The sequence below is a fragment of the Petrimonas sulfuriphila genome, assembly GCA_038561985.1.
Lineage (GTDB): Bacteria > Bacteroidota > Bacteroidia > Bacteroidales > Dysgonomonadaceae > Petrimonas > Petrimonas sulfuriphila.
On sequence record CP073276.1, the window covers coordinates 2,225,451 to 2,244,335 of the forward strand.

Consider the following 18,885-nt stretch of genomic DNA (forward strand, 5'->3'; position numbering starts at 1 on the left):
ATATGAATACACCAATTTCAATTCTGTCCGCAAATAGCATTGAATTACATTATTGGTTCAATGATGAATCACATACGATGAACGCTGTGGTGTTTAATAAATGTGAATATGAGGTTTTAGGTATTGTCAAAGAACTGGCTATAAAACTAAAAATAGAGGTCGAGATTGAAACTGAGCCGCTGGCAAATGGAGGACTTAGGAGTTGGTTAAAACTTAAGCCAAAACAAAAAATATCTCGGAAAAGCATAACCTCAAAAGAGACCCTCAAGATAGCGCTTATAACATATCTATGTACTGAAGTTCTACTTACACCGCTTACTACAACGATACAAATAGCAACCTCTTCCGCAGTAGAGAGATTTTTTGAAGACCCAGAAATACGGGAACTCAAAAAGAAAAAAGAAAGAGCAAAATTAGAATATGATATTGCCAAGATAGAACTTGAAACAAAAACTTTATGCAATGCACTAGACGAGAACGTACTTAAAAAGAAAAAATCCAACTATTTTGAAACTGTAAATGCCTACGAAAAGGTACAGGACGTCTCTTTTTCTATTGCTGACGATAACAAACAAGTAATTAAAGAGTATAAAATACCTAGAAACACTTTTGATCAATATATTCTATCTTCTGATGATATTGATCCGGATGTAAATAAAAATGCCATTATTGAGATTGTGTCGCCTGTTCTCAAAAAAGGAAAATATAAATGGGTTGGAATATATGATGGTGAAGTTATTCAATTTAATATGAAGTCAAATGAATTCAAAACACTGGTACAAACGGGTAAAATAGAGTTTAAAAATGGATCTTCAATGTTATGTCATTTGATAACAAATAAGAAAATTAACAGTGAAGGAGAGGTAAGAATCAAAGGATATGATGTGACAATGGTGGAGCAGTATTTTGAGAATGATACCCCTATTGAAACCCCAGAAGGTCGGAGAAATAGGCAAAAAAGAGAAGCGGACAAGATACAAATGGAATTATTTGAATAATGATAGAAAAAATGTGTAAACAGGAATCAAAAATACAGTGAAAATGGGAATCCGACTACAGTAAAAACGGGAACAATTATACAGTGAAAATGGGAACAAAAGTACAGTAATAAGTTGTATTAATTTTATTAACCAGCGTATCTTGGCAGTCAAAACTAAAAAGGTTACAGCCATGGACGCAAAAAAGAAAGGACTTATTATTATGTATCACCAGATTCATTCACTTCGCAAAAACGAGGGCTTTTCCATTCAGCGGATTGCCGATTATCTTCAGATTAATTTCCGCACAGCAAGGAAGCTGCTCACCATGAGCGAGGAAGAGTTCGACAATTTTATGGATAAGAAGTTTTCCAAACCCTGTCTGTTAGACCCTTATAAAGAATTTATCATTCGTTACCTGAAACAGTTTGAAGATGCTCCTGCATCCGTAGTTCACGATCGTATAAAAGAGCATTTTCCCTTGTTTCCAACTGTTGACCCCAAAACCGTGTACAATTACGTAATGCATCTGCGCAGGCAGCTGAACATCCCAAAGGTTACAGCCAGTGAGCGTCAATACTCGCCGGTACCTGATCTTGCACCGGGCGAACAGGCGCAGGTCGATTTTGGAGAGAAGAAGTTACGTACAAGTAATGGTGAATGGGTGAAAGTATATTTTTTCATTATGTTGCTTTGTTATAGCCGGCAAAAGTTTGTACTGTTTCGTGATTCTGCGTTTACATCCGATAGTGCCGCAATGGCACACGAACTGGCTTTCTCCTACTTTAAAGGGATCCCTCAGGAGATTGTTTATGATCAGGACAGCGTATTTTTGCATCGTGAGAATCTGGGTGATTATATAATGACGGAAACCTTCAATAGCTACCAGTCCTCCCGTCCCTTCCGGGTTGTGTTCTGTCGTGCGGCAGATCCCCAGAGTAAAGGTAAAGTCGAGAATACGGTAAGGTATGTAAAGAATAATTTTTTGTTCCATCGTACCTTTGTTGACGTTAATCACCTGAATACCGAGGTTCTGAACTGGCTGGAGCGTACCGGCAATGCAATGGTACATAACACTACCAGACGGATTCCCCGGGAGCTATGGACAAGGGAACAACCCTACCTTATGACATGGTATCCGTTATTTCCACAGACAAGAGAAGAAGGCCACCGGGTTTTAAAGACCAATACGGTTAAATATCGTGGCAACAGCTATTCCGTACCCTTTGGAACCTACAGGAACGATGAAACCCGTGTACATCTCAAGGAAGATGGTTCCCTGTTAATCATCTCGGACCAAGGCGGACAAACCATTGCCAGGCATCAGGTGCCAGCCGGGGTTGGAAACAATGTCATCAACAGCAATCATCGCCGGGACACATCTATCAAGCTGGACCAGTTACGTTCCAGGGTAAAGGACTTTTTTATGCACAGTTCGGCCATTCTTTGTTTTGTAGATCGTATTGATCAACGTTATCCCCGTTATGTGCGGGATCAACTCGGCACCTTGTTGGCATTGGCTGAAAGTTATGGAGCCGCAGCATCCGAAAAAGCCCTGGACTTTTGTGTTCGCAACGAATTGTTTAGTGCCAATGATTTCAAATCTCTGTTAGAAAGTACCAATAAAGTAAAAAAGACACCTGAAAAGGCCACCTTTAAACCACTTGGAGGGACGCAAACTCAACTACTGGCAAACATGGAGCCTGACAAGTCAAGGATCAGCGAATATGAATTAATCTTTAACCAGAACATCAGCAGCCATGAGCCAGTACATACCACAAATTAAGAAGCATGCCACACGTCTGCGCCTGTCGGGTATCGGTAGTAATATCACCAACTTGCTACTTGAGGCACAGAACGACGCCCCCAGCTACGACGAGTTTGTGTTCAAGCTGTTTTCCCACGAAGTCAAGGAGCGCGAAGCCAAACAGCAGCTGCTACGAATGAAATTAGCCAGACTGCCCGTCAACCACGATCTGGAACAGTACGACCACTCTTTTACCAGTGGCCTGAATCCCACTCAGCTCAATCAGTTGCGTGAATTGAACTGGTTGGATCAATGTTACAACATCATGCTAACCGGACCTTCGGGAACAGGAAAGACCTATATCTCGGCGGGCTTGGGCTTTGATGCCGTACAGCGTGGTTATAAGGCATATTTTAGAAATATCAGTGATATTCTGTCAACCTTACGCTTAAAGGATGTATCTCAAAATGCAGCCAAAGAGTTCAAACGATTAGCGGAGGCCCAGTTGATCATTATTGATGACGTGATGACACTTCCGGTAAACCGCGAAGATGGTAACCGGTTCTTTGTATTTATCAATCAGGTATATGAAACCACCTCGTTTATTATCACAACCAACAAATCACCCGCCGAGTGGGCCAGATCACTTGATGATGAAACTCTGGCTACCGCATTATTAGACCGTTTCCTGTATAAATGTCAACTAATACAACTAAAAGGAAAAAGCTATCGTATGCAAAACAGAAAAACAATTTTTGAAAATGAAAAAAACTAACGAAAATATCTTTATTTTTGCTCAGAATTTACTGTATTCCTGTTCCCGAAAATACTGTAGGTAATGTTCCCAAAAACACTGTACAGGATTTTCCCATTTTCACTGTATTTTTAATTCCTGTTTACAAAATGAAATACACAGAAGAACAATTGAACCGAATGTGTCGCCCCGCAAGCGATAGTGAAGAAACTAAACTGCATAATGCAGAAATTATGTTACGAAGAGCATTATCTGCGAGTACAATAGTGTCATATTCTGATTATGAAGTGTTTGGGCAGGGCTCATATGCTAATAATACCAACATTCGCTTAAATAGTGATATTGATATCAATGTTTGTTATGCAGGCGGGTTCTATTATTCTCTTCCAGAAGGGAGAGTGGCAAATGATTATGGTTTAGGAAATTCAATAAATTACAGTTTTCAAGTATTTAAGAATGATATTGAAAGTATGTTGGTTTCTTATTATGGTCGATCGGAAATTATAAGAAAGAATAAATGTATTACAGTAAAAGGTAACACAAATCGTATTCAAATAGATGTAGTTCCGACTTGGAAATTTCGCCGATATGACAATGCAAATAATAGAAATTATATTGAAGGAGTTGTATTGTTCGCGGATGATAATCCAATTAAAAGAATCATCAACTATCCTAAACAACATTTAAGGAATGGAATCGACAAAAATACCAATACATTAAGGCGATTTAAGCGACTCACCCGTATTTTCAAAAATGTTCGAATAAACATGAATAATGATAATTATCATTCTAATGATAACATTACGTCTTTTTTATTGGAATGCTTGGCTTTCAATGTACCCACGGAAACATACAATAAAAATAGATATAATTGTATATGGAATGATATATTAAAAGATGCGATTTTCTATTTATGGAACGGTACAAAAGAAGATTCGTCACTATATGATGAATGGGGAGAAGTTTCTGATTTACTATATTTAATGAGAGGACATAAATGGAATCGGAGAGATGTACATGAGTCTATGTATTGGATGTGGAATTATTTACAATTAGGATAGTATGGTTAAATATAACGTGGATCGCTATATAGCTGCAATTGTTATTCTTTCTATAGCATTATTTTTGCTAATATCTTCTTTTCGGAATAATCTTAATTTTAATGATTTAGATTCTATATGGGAAGATGTTACAACTACGGTTACGATTGTTACTCTTATATGTACGCTATTTGTTCTGTGGGGTTGGAGATGTAAAATATTTAAAGGCTGGCTTGTTCCTTTTCCTTGCTTATCTGGAAAATGGAGAGGTGTGATTAAGTCAACTTATAATCATGGTCATGCTTCTATACTAGTAGATGTGGTCATTAAACATCACTTCTTCAATATACAAATAAAGATAAAAACCAACGAAAGTTCGAGTATTAGCACTTGTGGCTCATTCGATATTGATGAAGATAGAGGATTAAATCAATTAATTTATACCTACCAAAATAATCCAAAAGCGACTGTAAGAGATTGTAGTGGCATTCATTATGGAACGACAAGATTAGAAATTTGTGATGATGCTAAGACTTTAGAAGGAGAATATTGGACTTCTCGCAAAACAACAGGAGATATTCAACTTACAAAAATAAATTAAGTAACCATGGATAAAACTTTAAAATCAATATACTTGCGATTGGATTCGACAAATAAATCATTGACAAAAGCCGCAATCTCTCAGTTATTGATTAAAATTATTTATGCTAGTAATAATCCTCTCTCGGAGAAGCAGATAATAGCTGAATATAAGTCGATTCTAAATGTTAAGAACCTCGATGATAATGAGATTAGAAATTGTTTGTCATTGTTAGTAGAGGACAGCTCTATCACTTTGCATAAAGGTAGATACCATATTTCAACAAGTAAGAGAGAGAAAATAGATTCATCATATCAAGAATCGGAAAGGAGAAAAGTAGACATAATAGAAACTTATTTTAAACCTTTCTTTTCGGATGAAAAGGCTGTAAAAGAATGGTTGGAAGATATTACTGTATCTTTTTTTCAATTATATTCGAACGAATGGATTGCCGATTTATGTTATAAGAGAATGTCGGCAATTTCGGGGAGTAAAGAAAGTATTTTGGATTCGATAAACAGACGTACTTTAAACAACGAGCAAATTGAAAAGAAAGAGCAAAAAGATTTATGCGAAAAATTTGTTCGCTTTATAACAACAAAAGATAGTGTTGTCGATTCTTACTTGTGGGAGTATGGGACTTCATCTTTTTCTGCACAACTTATTAAGAATTCTGTAGGTGCGGACGATATATCTATTGAAACATTTAAGGACTGTAAATGTGTATTGGATACAAATATACTTATGCACATAGGACTTGAATCAAGCGAGTATTACCCTTCATTTAAATCTTTGGAAGAAGTTTTTCAATCATTAAACATTGAGGTCGGGGTTTTATATATTACCAAAGAAGAGTACAAGAATACAGTTGGAAATAAGAGAGATGAAATTCTGCGAATGGTTGAAAAATATCAGCTTGATGTTATAAAGGAAGCAGATGATCAATATACAAAAACTGCGATAGCTCGGAGATGTCGTACTTATTCTGATTTCGAACGATTTTTCTCTCAATTGTTAGAGATACCACAGTATATTGAAGAGAAAGTTAGGATTGAGTTATTCGATCATGATCCGAAATTGGAAGAGGTGATAGAAAAGTCACAGAATGACGAGCAAAAACAATCTGAATTAAATGCGATATTTTACCAAATTACAGGACATGATAAGCGCCAAAATGCATTGATACATGACGTTGGCTTAATTGCGGGTGTAAACTATTTAAGAGAACAAGGAAAGTATTTTATTTTGTCACAAGAAGTTTCCGTTAATAATTATGCGAAACAAAAGCCCTCAGTGCAAGACTTGCCGATGTCTATAAAGTTAGAAACTATAATAAACGTATTAGCAGTAAATAACGGTGGGGTAAATATAGATGCTACGGATTATATTCCTTTGTTTGCGTCAATGGTTAGGAGGGGATTAATTCCTAATCGTGATGCTTTTAAGGTTGCAGATCTTTCTTTAATGCTAGAAAAAAATGAGCAGATTGCACAACTTCCCAGTGAAGAGACGATTAGAATTGCAAAAGATGTCCATAGGAAAAGATTACTTGGTGAAAATGAAGATAAAATTGCACTTGAGATGACAAGGGAGATTCAAGGTGTAAAAATGCAATTAGTCGATGATTTAGAAGAAACAAAAACAAAACTGACGTTAGAACAACAAGAAAAAGGTAGGTATAAACAGAGTGCAGATAAAACAACGAATGCGCTGAGAGAAACAATTAAAGCTGAGGTAGAAAAGGTGTATCGTAAGAAAATTCGAAATAAAAGATTATTGTTTTATTTAATATTTCCTATTTTGATCTTTTTCCTTTCGGCTATAGGTTTTTATGCTTACTATATGTATGGTGATAACAGTAATAATTTTTGGAGTTATATTGTTCCCGCAGTAATAGTTAACTTATTAACAGATATATTAATTATTATGCTTAAAGGATTACCTGAAATTCGGCAGTTAAAAAAAGATAGAACGAATTGGGTGGAGGATGAAGTTAATAAGAGATTAAGAAAAAAATTAGAAGACTAAAATGAAATTCACAGAGGCGAAATTAGAACAATCATTTTCCGAACTATTAACTCAGGAGGGTTACCTACATAGTTCGGGAAATACATTGCAGCGTCAGATTGATGAGGTGCTGATAGAAGGTGATTTATATTGTTATCTAAGCAGTCGGTATAAGAGCCAGGGATTGACTGATACGGAAATTAAGTCTATTATTTTGGAACTGAAATCGCTGCCGGCCTCTGATCTGTACGAAAGCAACAAGCGTTTTATGAAAATGCTCTCGGACGGGTTTATCCTGAAACGTGAAGACCGTAATCAGAAGGATATCTATATCCAACTGATCGATTATACCGGATTAGAGAAATACAAATATAGCGCGGAAGAACTGATTACCATTGTCGCGGACATAGAAGAGGAATACATTCCGGAAGATAAAAATATTTATCGTTTTGTGACCCAACTCGAAATATATGGTTCCGAAAAACGGATCCCAGACGGCATTGTATATATCAATGGTTTACCTTTGGTGCTATTTGAATTTAAATCTGCCATTCGGGAAGATGCTACCATTTTCAACGCCTATAATCAGTTGACAGTCCGCTATCGCAGGGATATACCTGAGGTGCTAAAATACAACGCCTTTTGTGTGATCAGCGACGGGGTGAATAACAAGGCCGGTTCACTCTTTGCGCCTTATGAATTTTACTACGCGTGGAGACGCATAGCAGGACAACCGAATGAAGTAGATGGTATTGACAGCATGTTTACACTCATACAGGGGATGTTCCATAAAAATCGGTTGAGGGATGTTATCCGTAATTTTATTTTTATTCCCGACACAGGCAAAAAGGAAGAAAAGATTGTTAGCCGCTATCCGCAGTACTATGCCGCGCGTGCTCTATTTGAGAATATAAAAAAAGCCCAAAAGCCTTTAGGGGATGGCAAGGGTGGAACTTACTTCGGTGCCACGGGAAGCGGTAAAAGTTATACCATGCTCTACCTGACACGCTTGCTGATGAAAAGTGAGCACTTTGGAAGCCCTACCGTTGTTTTGATTACCGATAGGAACGATTTGGATGATCAACTGTCAAAACAGTTTGTCAATGCCAGGACGTTCATTGGGGATAATACGGTAGAGAGTGTGGAAAGCCGTGCTGACTTGAGGGAGAAACTACAGGGACGGCAAAGCGGGGGTGTATTCCTTACCACCATACAAAAGTTTACGGGAGATACCGAACTACTCTCCGAAAGAACCAATGTGATCTGTATTTCGGATGAAGCACACCGGAGCCAAATAAATCTGGAGCAGAAAATCAGGATAACCGAGAGTGGAGTGACAAAATCATTTGGTTTTGCGAAATACCTGCATGATTCATTACCAAACGCTACTTTTGTCGGATTTACAGGAACACCTATTGATGCCACGCTCGATGTCTTTGGTCAGGAAGTGGATGCTTATACAATGACTGAATCGGTACGTGACGAAATTACTGTACGGATTGTGTATGAAGGCAGGGCTGCCAAAGTCGCCCTAAATAATTCCGAGTTAGAAAAAATTGAACGCTACTATGAAGAGGCTGCACAAGCCGGGGCCAATGAATATCAAATTGACAAGAGCAAGAAGGAGACTACCAGACTGGACGCAATTTTGGGTGACCCCAAAAGATTGAAAGCGGTTGCGGAGGATTTTGTCAATCATTATGAAAAAAGGGTTGCTGAAGGTGCAACTGTGAAAGGCAAAGCGATGTTCGTGTGTAGTAATCGAAAGATCGCGTATGAACTATATAAAAACATTATAGTCCTGCGCCCAGGGTGGAACGAAACCCGTGAAGCCGAAGAAGGGGCTGAACTTACGGATAAAGACAAACGGGAATTGAAGCCGATAGAGCGGATCAAAATGGTGATGACAAGGGATGGGGATAATGATGATGAGAAACTATACAATCTTCTTGGTACAAAAGAATACCGCAAAGAACTTGACCGGCAATTTAAAAATGAAAAATCGAACTTTAAAATTGCTATCGTGGTTGATATGTGGCTGACCGGGTTTGATGTGCCTTCGTTGGATACGATTTATATCGACAAACCGATTCAACAGCATAACCTGATACAGACTATTTCCCGGGTAAACCGCAAAGTGGAGGGTAAAAACAAAGGCCTGGTGGTCGATTATATCGGTATCAAAAAGCAAATGAATCTCGCACTTGCCAAGTACAGTAGGGGCGATAAACATAATTTTGAGGATATTGATAAATCGTTGGTAATTGTAAGAGACCACTTAGATTTGTTGGCCAGATTGATGCATAAATTCAACGATACAAACTATTTCCACGGAGATAATCTCGAACAATTGAACACGTTGAACCTTGCCGCGGAGTTTGTGCAGCAGACCAAAGAGTCGGAAGTTCGGTTCATGGGATTGGTGAAGCGACTAAAGGCGGCTTATGATATATGCGTAGGAAGTGAGAAATTGACACAACAGGAACGGGATTATACCCATTTCTATCTGGCTGTCCGTTCCATTGTTTTCAAATTGACTAAAGGAGATGCCCCCGATACCGCGCGGATGAATGCCAAGGTTCAGGAAATGATAAAAGCAGCATTAGAGAGCGACGGGGTAGAAGAAATATTTAAACTGGGAGGTGAAAGCGAAACCGGACAAGATATTTTTGATAAAGACTATCTGGCAAAAATTGATAAAATTAAACTGCCCAACACGAAAATCAAACTATTGCAACAGTTGTTAGCTAAGGTTATAGGGGATTTACGGAAAGTCAACAGGATAAAAGGCATCGACTTTACAAAGAAAATGCAAGCCGTAGTGGAGCGTTATAATAATCGCGAAGCAAATGATATTCTACGAAGTGAAGTCTATGAGGAGATGGCGGAAACCTTGACCAATCTGATATGGGATGTGCATAAAGAATTTAATGCAGGAGATGAATTGGGGATTGATTTTGAAGAAAAAGCTTTTTACGACATACTCAAATCGTTGTGCGTTAAATACGACTTTACTTATCCTGATGATAAAATGATTGAGTTAGCTAAAAGCGTGAAAGTATTGGTTGATACGCAGGCTAAATATCCGGACTGGGATAAGCGGGAAGATATTAAATCTGCTTTAAAAGTTGGATTGATATTATTGCTTGACGAATTCGGCTATCCTCCGGTAGAACGCGATGAAGTATATATTGAGATATTTGAACAAGCTGAAAACTTTAAAAAGAATAGATAAACATAACCATGCAATTATTCCAGCAAAATAAAAACGAGTTAATCGGTTTAAAGGAAATACCTTTTAAATTGGAGAAAGATATTCAAAGAATAATAGAAAATAATTTGGAAAGGATTTTCGGATATAAGTTTATCAAATCGGAGTTTAGGATAAAAAGTAATCGTATTGATACATTGGCATTCGATGAGGAAAGTCAATCCTTTGTAATATTCGAATATAAACAGAGCAGGAATTACAGCGTTGTTGACCAAGGAGTGTCATACCTTAATTTAATGTTGGAATATAAGGCTGACTTTATAATTGAGCATAACGAATCTCAAAAGAAAAATCTGAAAAGATCGGATGTCGATTGGTCACAAAGTAAAGTAATATTTGTAGCTCCTTCATTTACCGATTTTCAGCGCCAGTCATCCAACTTTAAAGACTTGCCTATTGAATTGTGGGAAATAAAACAATTCAATAACGGTATTATCGTTATTAATCCGCTCAAGAAATCTCAATCCGCTCCCAGTATTAAACAAATACAGAATAATGACGAATCTGAAATTAAGAAAGTAGTAAAAGAGATAAAAGTGTACACCGAAGAAGACCATTTAACCGGAAAGCCTGACGAGGTAATAGAGTTATATGAAAATTACAAAAACGCTATTTTAAATTTAGCTTCGGATATTGAATCACATCCAAAGAAATTGTATATAGCATTCAAGAAAGAGAAGAATATTGCCGATATTCGTATCCAGCAAATAGGATTGAAAATTTGGATCAATCTTCCTAAAGGACAATTAGATGATCCGAAGAAAATAGCAAGTGATGTTTCTCTAAAAGGGCATTGGGGAAACGGTGATTATGAATTGAATGTCTCAGATACAAATAATTTAGAGTATATCATGAGTTTGATTAAGCAGGCAATAAGATAAGATTATGGGAATCAAAGAAATCATAAAACAGCCCGAAGGCAGACGGTTAGAGTTCAAGGAAGCTCTTCCGGTAAGTGCTGACTTGGCGAATACCATCATTGCTTTTGCAAATGATGCCGGGGGAGAACTGTATATTGGTATCCAAAATAACCCGAGAGAGATTGTTGGGCTTCCGGAAGAAGAACTTGTTAAAATGGAGGAGCAGATTAGCAATATAATCTTTGATCGATGTTACCCTGCTATTATACCTGATATCACGTTTCTAACGGAGGAAGATAAGCTTATTATACGGGTTACCGTGTATCGTGGCAGCTCGTTCCCATATTATCGGAAAGATAAAGGAAAACATAATGGAACGTATATACGGGTTGGTTCATCTAATCGTTTGGCAGATGAAGAGATTATAGCTGAATTGGAGCGTAGGAAACGCAATATATCTTTCGATAGTGAATTGGTGGTGGATAAGCCCGCCTCTGAACTGGATATCGAGAACTTTAAGCAGGAGTATAAAGATAAAACCGGAGAGAAGTTAGATATTCAAGCACTTCGTAAATTAGAACTCATCAGAGAAGTAAACGGTGTGGAATACCCGACTAATGCTTTGGTCTTGTTCTCTGATGATGAGCTTCGTCGTTCCCTATTTCCTTTTGTCAAGGTGGAATGTGCAAGATTCAAAGGTGTTACGTCGGAGGAATTTATCGATCAGAAGAGCATTTTGACCAATATCGCCACACAGGCAGAGGAAGCCTATAATTTTGTGTTACGTCATATAAACAAAGGCGCTGTTGTGGAGGGCGTCTATACCGTTTCCCGTTGGGAATATCCGGTAAAGGCGATAAGGGAAGTCCTCCGGAATGCGGTGGTTCACCGAGACCTGTCCCTTTCCGGAAAAGATATCAAAGTGGCCATTTATGATGATATGGTCGAAATAACAAGTCCGGGACTTTTGCCTCCTTCTATTGACTATGCGGCGATGGAAAGTCGTCAGAGCGATGCCCGCAACAAAGTTATCGCGCCTGTCTTCAAACGAATGGGGATTATCGACCAATGGGGAAATGGATTGAAGCTTATAGCTGATGAATTGAAAGAATATCCTCAAATAGAATTCCGTTGGAAAGAAACGGGATTATCGTTTCAGGTACAGTTTGTGAAACTTGATTATGCTGAGCAGCAAGAGTTACAGCAAGATCCACGGCAAGAGTTAGGGCAAGGGCAGCAGGGGGAGTTGCAGGGGGAGTTGCAGGGGGAGTTGCAGGGGGAGTTGCAGGGGGAGTTGCAGGGGGAGTTGCAGGGGGAGTTGAACAATCCTACAATGTATTCCGAAATTCTTCACAAAATAATGGAAGTTCCTCTTTCTCGAAAAGAAATATCTGAAGCGTTCGGACAAAAGAAAATCTCCGGTCAATTAGAAAAAATAGTATCAAAGCTAATTGAGGATAAACTCATAGAGAATACTATTCCGGGAAATAAAAATCATCCGAAACAAAAACTCCGCATAACAAAACGAGGCATTGTCTTTTTAGAGTTATTGAAAAAATGAATTTTATGAATAAGAAAGAGGAACTACAAGAATACGTTGAAAAACGGATACGGGAAACAGGAATCGGTACTCCAACTATCGAACAACTCAACGAATTTGTTGCCGAATGGATGCAAATTGAAAATAATCGCCCGTTAGCACATTTCGATGGTTATTCTCCTACTCAAATGCAGTATATCATGTATAATCTGTTTGGAGAGAACTGTCCTGTTCAATTGGCAGATTTTGTCGATGAAGATTGTAATTCTGTGCCTTTATTCCGGCAGATAAAAAGATTGCTGGAAATTATCGAAAAGGAAGAAAATCTTAAATTAACCCAAACGGGGAACCTTCCACCACGTATCGTGAAGGAAGTGTATTCCGCGGGAGCCCCTGAACCTCATATCCAGAGTGGTATCGTTAAATTGCGTACGGAGAAAGATTCTGTCTCTGTCCAAATGGCAAGAATAGCTGTAGAATTGATGGGGGCAGTAAAGAAACGTAACAATACTCTTTCTTTGACAAAACAAGGAAAGGAATTAATGAAGGATAACCGCAAGTTGTTGTCGGGCTTATTAATCGTGATGTTTACAAAATATAATCCCGCCTATTTCGATTTCTATTCGTCTGAAAATATCGGATATGTAGGTCTCGGTTTTAATCTTGTGCTATTGCATAAATACGGGAAGAAAGACCAAAAAGATACATTCTATTCCGATAAATATTTTAAAGCATTCCCCTTATTGCTTGGCGAAGTTACAGAGGGATATAGCTCACAAGAGGAAGTGGCTACATATTGCTATTCATATAGGATATTCGACGTGTTGTTTTATCATCTTGGGCTTGTTACAATAGATGAAAGGAATAGATACAGTCCAAATCATGCCAAATTGATTCATAGAACCCCTCTTTTCGATGTGCTATTTATTATTAAACCTGCCCGGTAAGCAATATACTATCACTTTATGAACAAGATAATCGAATTACAGGAAACAAGTCCAAACTTTTGGAAGGCCAGGTATCGGGGAAACTATGGAACCTACACCATAAAGATAGAAACCGACGGCAGGAATACCCGGAATTTTTCATGTTCCTGCCCCAGTGATTATTATCCTTGCAAACATATACCAATTGTTCAGGAGGCTATTAATGAACGCATTAGTAAGAACAGGTCGAAGCCTGAAAAAGGAATGTTTGAGAATGTGGTTAGGAAAATGTCTTTAAATGATTTGCAGGAGTTTGTTATCCGTTTCGGATTGCACAATAGCTCATTCCAACAGACTGTTTTGCTGGAATTTACTCCTCAACAAAAACAGCACGGAAATATTGATTATTCGGAAATCATACGTTGTGCCTTGGAGGACATCGATTTTGATATGGATGATATCTACGATTATCATTACGACAGCTTTGAAATCGATGTTTTGGATCAATGGCTAAATAAGGCAAGAGAGTATATTGAACAGGATAATTGGAAGGAAGCAATCCTGATAGCCAAAGCCTGTCTTGAAGAGTATGCTGAATGGACGAGGAGAATTGATGTTGATCCGGATGGATATATCAGTGAAGAGTATTTGTATGGGCCATTCGATATCCTTGAAAAAGCATACGAAGCTGGTTGTCTAACAGCGGAAGGACTTTTGGCATATTGCAAAAAGGAAATAGGAAAGAACAAATATGACAAGGTTACCCGGAATCTGTTTAACGATCTGGTAATGAATCTGACGCAAGATACCGATCCTGAAGCCTATATTTCGATGCAGGATAGGTTGTTCAGTAGCCTTTCGGATAAAAACTCTTATGAAGCCAAACAAATTCTGGAGCGGAAAATCGACTTTTATAAGCAGCGAGGAGACGCTCAGACCGCACAGAGAATACTTGAAGAAAATCTACAGATTGAAGACTTTCGTCAAATTATTGTCAAAGAGATGATTGCAGATAATAAATACAAGGAGGCGAAAAGATTGATCAATGAGTATATCCAAAGTAAAGATACGAACAACAGTTTTAATGGATATCATTCTTGCTGGGATGAATACCTGTTGGAAATAGCCCGGAAAGAAAGCAATGCAAAAGAGATACGGAGAATATCCCGTAAGTTTATTGATAGGGCTTTTCACCTTGAATATTACCGGCCCTATAAATCAACTTTTTCAGAAGACGAATGGGCTGCGGAAAATGAGAAGTTGATAAAGCATTACCAGAAAGGGAACAATTGGTTTATCTCAAGTATTGCTGATATTTTTGTGGAAGAGAAACAGACTGCACGTTTATTGGCATACCTGACGAAACATCTCCGCTGTAATATTTTAGAACAATATTACAAGCATATAGCCGATGAGTTTCCTGAAGAAACAGTAGCCCTTTTCAAGCAAGCGGTTGATGAATACATGAGAAATACCGGTCGGGATGTATATGACAACACTGTCAAACATTTCGAATCGATGCTTAATGTAAAGGGAGGTGAGGATGTCGTAAAACAGATGATTGGTAATTATACAATGCAATATAAGACCCGGAGAACAATGATTGAGGTATTTACACGGTTCAGTAAGTCAAGACTGAACTTTTACATATTCTAGACTGTTTGGATTTTGTCCGAAATTATTACTTTTTTTCGGACAGGATTTTTTATAATTGCATCTTCATAAATATTCCTTACCTTTGTGAGGTAGTTCATTGACAAAATTGCAGAAAGTTGAAAATCACCGAAGAAATCACGGTGGCAATTCGTGAGCGTGGATTTTCAGACTTTGCTAACATATTGGGCGGAAGTTGGTTGGCCTTGAGGTTCATATTCCGTCCATACCGCAAATGAAAACGCTATTAATCTGATAAATAGATTGATAGCGTTTTTGTTTTTCGTAAGCCCCCGATAAAATACCCATTTTAGCGTAAATGGTTTTTTTCGATCTTTGCCGGCAAACCTATTTTTTATGAAGCCTGTAAGCAAAGAAGAATTCCTGGAAATATTGGAACGCCAACAGAAAAGCGGGTTAAGCATCAAGGACTTTTGTGCGAACGAGTCCTATACGGTCTCCAGCTTTCACTACTGGAAAACCAAGTTCGGACTCACCCGTCCCTATAACAATCATGCACCGGAGGCACCCACGAGTACGCTGGCACCGATCAGTATCAATCTTCCCGTTAAAGCCCCTGTATCCTCGCCGGCTTCATCACCACGCAGCAGTCAGGGAGAGATCAGGATCAAGCTCCCGGGAGGTATTCAGGTTAGTTTCATTGGCACTGCCCAGGCAGAGCTCGCGATCAATTTACTGAATCAAATCTGCTCACGCCATGTTCTGCCTGAATGACACCATGCGCTATTTCCTGTGTCCGGGAAAGACAGACATGCGAAAAGGGATGAACTCGCTCTGTGGTGTGGTTCAAAACCTGATGGGATATGATGTCCGCATGGGTGATGTCTTCATCTTCATCAATCGAAACCGTACAACCATGAAGCTTTTGCATGCGGAAGATGGAGGGTTGGTTCTGTACATGAAAAGGCTCGAGGAGGGTACCTTCCGCATACCCGCGTACGATGAAAAGAGTCGTTCCTATCCCATGCAGTGGCGCGATCTGGTGATGATGGTGGAAGGGATACAGGATGATCCGGGAAGCCGCTTGAAGAGGCTCAAAGCGATGAGACACGGGTGATAAAAATAATCGGGAAAAGAGTGAGAATAATCTCCTGAAAGCTTGTCCAGATCAGGTTTTTTTAGTATTTTTATGACTGAATAAAAGCCCGGTAAATGGACCAGATGCAAGCAGTAGAGCTCCTCATACAATCGCAGGCGGAACAAATCCGTCAGCTCACTGAGGCTAACGCGAAGCTATCCGGACAGCTCACCGGGATGCAGCAGCGGATGGATAAGCTGCTGGCACAGATCGCCTGGTTCACCCGCCAGTTCTACGGGCGTAAAAGCGAGAAACTCTCGCAACTGGATCCGGGCCAGCTCTCCCTGTTTGAAACGATTGCAGACGAAGAGGAAAGGCTTGCCGAGATCGAAGCGGCCCGTGCTACTGCCGAGAAGCAGATAGAAGAGCAGGCTCCCGCCAGGAAGAAAGAGAGATCCAACCGCAAGATGTTGGAGGGTCTGCCCGTGGTGGAGGTTGTGCTGGAACCGGAAGAACTTGACCTGAACAAGTATAAGCGTATCGGTGAGGAACGTACCCGCACACTTGAGTTTGAACCCGGGAAGCTGTATGTGAAAGAGCTTGTGCGCCCCAAGTACGCTTTAAAAGACAACACTGCCCCGACGGTTGATGGCACATCCGGTGTGATCATCGCCCCGCTCCCGTTACTGCCCATATACAAGGGACTTCCCGGTGCCAGTCTCCTGGCTGAGATCCTGCTCCAGAAGTATGTGTATCATCTCCCCTTTTACCGCCAGGTACAGCAGTTGGGGCATCTGGGGGTGAAGATACCGGAGAATACGATCTCCGGCTGGTTCAAACCGGCCTGTGAGCTCCTGAAGCCACTCTACGAGGTACTGAAGAAAGAGATTATTGATACTGATTACCTCCAGGTGGATGAAACCACACTTCCGGTGATCAACAAGGAAAGTCACAAGGCAAAGAAAGAATACTTGTGGATGGTGAGAGCGGTCATGAAGAAACTGGTTTTCTTTTATTACAACGATGGTTCCAGGTCTCAGGAAACCGTGGGTACCTTACTGAAATCCTTTACCGGTTACCTGCAAAGTGACGGGTGGCAAGCTTACAATGTCTTTGACAAGGAGGATCAGGTGTGTCTCGTTGGCTGCATGGTCCACATAAGGCGCTATTACGAGAAGGCCTTGAATGAGAATAAGGCACTGGCAGAACATGCCCTGAAAGAGATCCAGCAGCTATACCGTATAGAGAGGATGGCCGATGAGCGAAACCTCCCGTTCGAGGAACGGGCCAAACTCAGGGAGGAACTTGCAGCTCCTATCATGAAGTCGCTTGAAGCCTGGATGGAGAAAACCTACCCGAAGGTCCTTCCCCAGAGCCTTATCGGTGAAGCCATCGGTTACTCCTACTCACTTTGGCCTCGAATGAAAAATTACCTGCTGGATGGGAGGCTGAAACTCGACAACAACATGGCTGAAAATGCCATCCGTCCCATTGCCCTGTCTCGAAAGAACTTCATGTTCTGTGGCAACCACGAGGCAGCCGGGAACACGGCCATAATTTGCTCCCTGTTGACCTCATGCAAGGAGCAGGGCGTGAACCCGCGGGAGTGGCTCATCGATGTTATAGGCAAGATGCCATATTACCAGAAACCGGGGAATGAAGAAAACCTGAAGAAGCTCTTGCCGCATTACTGGAAAAACGAAGGAAACTAGCGAATCACCAGTCAAAATCTAATAATGCTCTAATAAATGCCTATAGCCACTCTAATAATACGCTAACAATTTACTGGAGATCCAGTAACTGTCGGAATGAATAATCAGATCAAATCCGTGGGTGCGTATGCTCCGGAATAATCAAGAGGTAGTTGCTCGGGTGCTTACTGTTTTTCTAATTTGCACAACATTTGTAAAACTTCTATCCCAATTCACTATTGAACATATAAAAAACAGCTCCGAAAAATCGAAATGGTTTGTATGGAATATTGATGGATCAGATCTCTTTTTGAATTTATTGGATATTCCTGTCTTTCAATTCCATAAGCGGTGCGATTAAAAGTATAACAAATACTTTGCAGACAATCCACAGTTCAATTTCAATTCCATAAGCGGTGCGATTAAAAGCCATTGCCACTACGTTCGCCCAGGAGATATCCCCCTATTTCAATTCCATAAGCGGTGCGATTAAAAGTCAAATGTAGTAAAAGACTATCGTCTTGTTTCAGACATTTCAATTCCATAAGCGGTGCGATTAAAAGTATTCTTGCCTCTACGGCATTGATTTTGTTTGTAACATTTCAATTCCATAAGCGGTGCGATTAAAAGCGTGATCCTGTCCCGCTTCTCGCACTCCTCACATAGATTTCAATTCCATAAGCGGTGCGATTAAAAGTTGCCTCCCTCCACGCGGCCTAAGTTCACCTCTCTGATTTCAATTCCATAAGCGGTGCGATTAAAAGAGGTTAACTCTTTAAAAAAGGATGTTTGGGATGAGT

General features: G+C 39.7%; 14 protein-coding genes and 1 CRISPR repeat array (1 of these 15 cut by a window edge). Of the genes, 13 read left to right on the forward strand and 1 reads right to left on the reverse strand.

The features are described from left to right. The first annotated feature begins 2 nt into the window (after nt 1-2). The 10 genes from KCV26_09365 to KCV26_09410 all read left to right on the forward strand — a co-directional run bounded on the left by KCV26_09365 (nt 3) and on the right by KCV26_09410 (nt 13,723). Complete coding sequence (locus KCV26_09365) at nt 3-998, forward strand: hypothetical protein (protein WZX35535.1); 996 nt, start codon at nt 3-5, stop codon at nt 996-998. A 172-nt stretch (nt 999-1,170) separates the two neighbouring features. Continuing rightward, nucleotides 1,171-2,763, forward strand: a complete 1,593-nt coding sequence (gene istA, locus KCV26_09370) for an IS21 family transposase (protein WZX35536.1) — start codon at nt 1,171-1,173, stop codon at nt 2,761-2,763. After that, entirely contained in the window at nt 2,738-3,499 is a 762-nt protein-coding gene (gene istB, locus KCV26_09375) for an IS21-like element helper ATPase IstB (GenBank protein WZX35537.1), read from the forward strand. The genes istA and istB overlap by 26 nt, the downstream gene beginning before the upstream one ends. Nucleotides 3,500-3,627: 128 nt before the next feature. Continuing rightward, the gene (locus KCV26_09380) at nt 3,628-4,539 is read left to right on the forward strand and encodes a nucleotidyltransferase (protein WZX35538.1); all 912 of its coding nucleotides are present in this window, start codon (nt 3,628-3,630) and stop codon (nt 4,537-4,539) included. A 1-nt stretch (nt 4,540) separates the two neighbouring features. Beyond that, nucleotides 4,541-5,119: a hypothetical protein gene (locus tag KCV26_09385; protein WZX35539.1), complete on the forward strand. Its 579-nt coding sequence runs from the start codon at nt 4,541-4,543 to the stop codon at nt 5,117-5,119. Between the two features lie 6 nt (nt 5,120-5,125). Beyond that, nucleotides 5,126-7,126: a hypothetical protein gene (locus KCV26_09390; protein WZX35540.1), complete on the forward strand. Its 2,001-nt coding sequence runs from the start codon at nt 5,126-5,128 to the stop codon at nt 7,124-7,126. Between the two features lies 1 nt (nt 7,127). Beyond that, on the forward strand, nt 7,128-10,340 hold the full coding sequence (locus tag KCV26_09395) for a type I restriction endonuclease subunit R (protein ID WZX35541.1): 3,213 nt from the start codon (nt 7,128-7,130) through the stop codon (nt 10,338-10,340). An 8-nt stretch (nt 10,341-10,348) separates the two neighbouring features. Next, nucleotides 10,349-11,257: a hypothetical protein gene (locus KCV26_09400; protein ID WZX35542.1), complete on the forward strand. Its 909-nt coding sequence runs from the start codon at nt 10,349-10,351 to the stop codon at nt 11,255-11,257. A 4-nt stretch (nt 11,258-11,261) separates the two neighbouring features. Then, nucleotides 11,262-12,797, forward strand: coding sequence for a putative DNA binding domain-containing protein (locus tag KCV26_09405; protein ID WZX35543.1), 1,536 nt, complete (start codon nt 11,262-11,264; stop codon nt 12,795-12,797). Nucleotides 12,798-12,802: 5 nt separating this feature from the next. Then, entirely contained in the window at nt 12,803-13,723 is a 921-nt protein-coding gene (locus KCV26_09410; GenBank protein WZX35544.1) for a hypothetical protein, read from the forward strand. A gap of 1,501 nt (nt 13,724-15,224) precedes the next feature. On the opposite strand, the gene KCV26_09415 is transcribed toward KCV26_09410, so the two are convergent. Beyond that, on the reverse strand, nt 15,225-15,314 hold the full coding sequence (locus KCV26_09415) for a hypothetical protein (GenBank protein ID WZX38367.1): 90 nt from the start codon (nt 15,312-15,314) through the stop codon (nt 15,225-15,227). Nucleotides 15,315-15,712: 398 nt separating this feature from the next. On the opposite strand from KCV26_09415, the gene KCV26_09420 reads away from it, so the two are divergent. The 3 genes from KCV26_09420 (at nt 15,713) to KCV26_09430 (ending at nt 18,106) form a co-directional block, all read left to right on the forward strand. After that, nucleotides 15,713-16,090 carry an IS66 family insertion sequence element accessory protein TnpB gene (locus tag KCV26_09420; protein ID WZX35545.1) on the forward strand — a complete coding sequence of 126 codons (378 nt, stop codon included), beginning with the start codon at nt 15,713-15,715 and terminating at the stop codon, nt 16,088-16,090. Beyond that, the gene (tnpB, locus tag KCV26_09425) at nt 16,074-16,433 is read left to right on the forward strand and encodes an IS66 family insertion sequence element accessory protein TnpB (GenBank protein ID WZX35546.1); all 360 of its coding nucleotides are present in this window, start codon (nt 16,074-16,076) and stop codon (nt 16,431-16,433) included. The genes KCV26_09420 and tnpB overlap by 17 nt, the downstream gene beginning before the upstream one ends. 95 nt (nt 16,434-16,528) lie before the next feature. Continuing rightward, nucleotides 16,529-18,106, forward strand: coding sequence for an IS66 family transposase (locus KCV26_09430; GenBank protein ID WZX35547.1), 1,578 nt, complete (start codon nt 16,529-16,531; stop codon nt 18,104-18,106). 312 nt (nt 18,107-18,418) lie between these two features. Beyond that, nucleotides 18,419-18,885: a CRISPR direct-repeat array (repeat unit 31 nt; unit sequence ATTTCAATTCCATAAGCGGTGCGATTAAAAG) (it continues 4,032 nt past the right edge of the window).